The 2933-nt window shown below is 39.9% G+C and carries 2 protein-coding genes and 1 pseudogene; all 3 read left to right on the forward strand.

The window, feature by feature from the left end; translation table 11 throughout:
- Window positions 1-1442, forward strand: a pseudogene (locus EHS11_RS02505) (hypothetical protein); the annotation flags it as partial.
- Window positions 1439-2002, forward strand: coding sequence for a hypothetical protein (locus tag EHS11_RS02510; protein WP_135762849.1), 564 nt, complete (start codon window positions 1439-1441; stop codon window positions 2000-2002). The pseudogene EHS11_RS02505 and the gene EHS11_RS02510, both read left to right, overlap by 4 nt.
- A gap of 179 nt (window positions 2003-2181) precedes the next feature.
- Complete coding sequence (locus EHS11_RS02515) at window positions 2182-2370, forward strand: hypothetical protein (protein WP_135762850.1); 189 nt, start codon at window positions 2182-2184, stop codon at window positions 2368-2370.
- Window positions 2371-2933 lie beyond the last annotated feature (563 nt).

A 2933-nucleotide genomic window follows, 5' to 3' on the forward strand; every position in this document is an offset into this window, starting at 1 on the left:
TGAATGGTGTGAATCTCGCAACGAATGGGCCTGATGGGTTTAACATGGATGAGATAAACTGGTCGGAACAAAACATCAATTTGGCGCAAGACAGGGGAAATAAATTACAACAGAATGCTTTGCTAAAAGCGAATGGAATCTCCGACCCGGACAGTTTGTCTCCAGCAGAGAGAAATCGTATATTGGGTGAGATTGACAATGCTAATGAGATAAAACAACTAAGAGCATCCGGTAAAACAGATGCGGAAATCGCAGCGATGAGTCGCGATCAAAGAGAAGCAGAATTGGATCGGATCAATGGAGAGGTCAATCCGGAGACATTGGCAATTGCCGCACTGGCGAGTGTGGGGACATTCTTTGGGGGAGCACTCGCTTATATGGGATTAGGTGGTGGAACAGGCAACGGATCTACGCCTCCCGTTCGGGGGCAAGTCGTTGAGGTTCCTGCTCGGAGAAGAGAGGATGGCGAGGATGATGCGGGATTGCCTGTGCCGGATGATGGTATTATTAAGACGGGGGATGTTTCGGAACCTCTGAAAGCAGCGGGGGGATTTAATTTTGCGGAACAGATGGCACTATTTTTTGGCGGAGTAGATACAGAACCAACTAGTGGACCTAATTTAGACAATATTGATCGCCTTACAGTAAAAATGCAGAATAGCGTAGTTGAAAAGTTTATTTTTGAAGATAGAACTAAGGCGAATGCTGAACTAGAAAAAATAGCAGACCCTATTGCGAAACAAAATGCCAAAGAGAAGTTGGATCAAGCGATCACTGAATGGGACAATGCAACAACTAATCAGAGGGAAGCTATAACAGAGAGATATCTGATTCAGAGATACAATTTGAAGACAATTGACGAAGTCTCTACGAATAGTAAGGCAGGGGACACTCCTGAAAAATCAGGTTCATTTTACAAAACGACAGTAAAAATCGTAGAAGGTGATGTTCCTGATAACCCGAAACAAGCAGCAGAAATGAAAGATTTTAGAAATAAAAAGCATTACGAATCAACACAGGACAATGGAGATTGGAAAGTAGATTTAAATGCAGACTACAATGCAGGAAATGATATGATGTGGTTCGGACCCAATACAAAGTTTAAAGTTCTAGATGTCAAGATTGAAGGACACCCGGAATTTGGGGACTCAGTAGATAAATACCACGGAACAAAAATTCAAATAGGGCTATTAGATGCGAATGGTAATATAACTTCAACGGCTGATATTGTTCATATGACAACAATAAATAATAAATTGATAGAGGCTTATAGAAATCCTGGAACGGTTTTAGATGCTGGAACATGGATGGGCGGGACACCTAAGAAAATAGGTAATACTACAGGACCACACTTGCATATAGCATCTTATGATGCTGACGGCGTAACACAAATTAAACGTAAAGATTTTTATAGTCATTGGAAAGGTAGGAAAAATAAATGAATCGATTTGTGCTAATTTGTATATTCTGTATTTTTTTTGGATGTTTTAACGAAACACTAACGAGTGATGATAATTCCTTTGAGTCAAAAGTTAAAATTAGAGCCGAACTTGGAACAGGAGATCAATTTAAGGATTTCTTAAAGATAATTCAATCAAAGAATTGTGCAAATGTAACGGAAATCCTTGATACTAAATTTATTTTCAATAGAGGTGGAATAAAAGATATATTTGAATTCAAAAGAAAAAACAAATATAAGGAAAAAAAACATGGGTTTCATGTTTGCGACTTATTTTTTGATTCTAAAACAATGATAGAGCGAATTGCAATCATTGATCAATCCGAATTAACTCAACCATTCTGCAAATCACCTTTTGAATTATTATCTACTTCAAAAGGTATTAGTATCCATGGAGATGATTCCGAAAATAGAAAGGATGTTTTTGTTAATTTTTATAGTAGAAAGAAAGGGAGCCAGATTGACTCTAATGATGCTATTCTCCTTTTTTCCTGTCCTAGAGGATTTAATTTTAAATGTTATTTACGATATATGGAGCAATGAAGATAGCCTTGAGCCTCGTAAAAACTATGTTACTGAACGGATTGTATAAAATATTAAACATATTAGAATAGAAGGAGATTGTTTTATAAAGAATCAACTCCCGCGCCAACGATCGACCGAGCGTTGCCGTCGAGGGAGAGCACGGTCGTTTAACAAAAAGAGGAATAGTAAAGGAAACAATGCGAGGCGGCCAACAAAAGATAGATAAAGTCTCTCCTCTCTTAAAAGCAAGAGAGATGTTTCTCTTCGGTGACGAAGGCCAGGGATGGCCGAAGTTTTTTCGTCGGAACAGGAAGTTCCGCGAAAAAGAGCGTGAAGCATCGAACGCAGCACAAACCAAGTGCGAATCGGACAAATCGGTTCGTTAATACAAACTTTTAGAAATAGGAACGGAAATTACAGGTTAACGAGTCTTAAAGCATATTAAATTGCTGGAAAAGTTTAAATCGTGCAGGATCCCAGTCGAAATTCTGATTTTCGAGAGTTCTTTTTGCCCGTTGTCCCCAGAGACACCCGGTATTTGAAATTGGTGTCGTATCTATTTCGTTTTGCGGCCACTTTGTGATGATAGATCGGAACTTTTTAAATAAAGATTACTTTAAAAAATAGTGAAGCATAAAAGTTTTGAATAGTAATAACTCCCCGCGTCAGTGATCGGAGAGGGACGACCGAAAGGTCGTCGTCCGAAGGACCGAAGCCGCTAGGCGGAGCCTGCGGAAGAGCACGGTCGGGGATTCGGTCAAATCTATTTCATCTAACGGATGCGAGGCGCTAAAGCAAATAAAAAAAGGCCACAAAACAAAAGTCTTGCGGCCTCTCTTTTCTTAAAAAGCAAGTGAGATGTTTCCCTTCGGTGGCGAGGCCATGGATGGCCGAAGCTTTTTCGTCGGAACAGGATGTTCCGCGAAAAAGAGCGAGGAACATCGAACGT

It is taken from the genome of Leptospira ilyithenensis, from assembly GCF_004771005.1.
Classification (GTDB): domain Bacteria; phylum Spirochaetota; class Leptospiria; order Leptospirales; family Leptospiraceae; genus Leptospira_A; species Leptospira_A ilyithenensis.

Coding starts and splice junctions, on each gene's coding strand:
- EHS11_RS02510 (WP_135762849.1), top strand. CDS start 1,439: ATGAATCGATTTGTGCTAATTTGTATATTCTGTATTTTTTTTGGATGT.
- EHS11_RS02515 (WP_135762850.1), top strand. CDS start 2,182: ATGCGAGGCGGCCAACAAAAGATAGATAAAGTCTCTCCTCTCTTAAAA.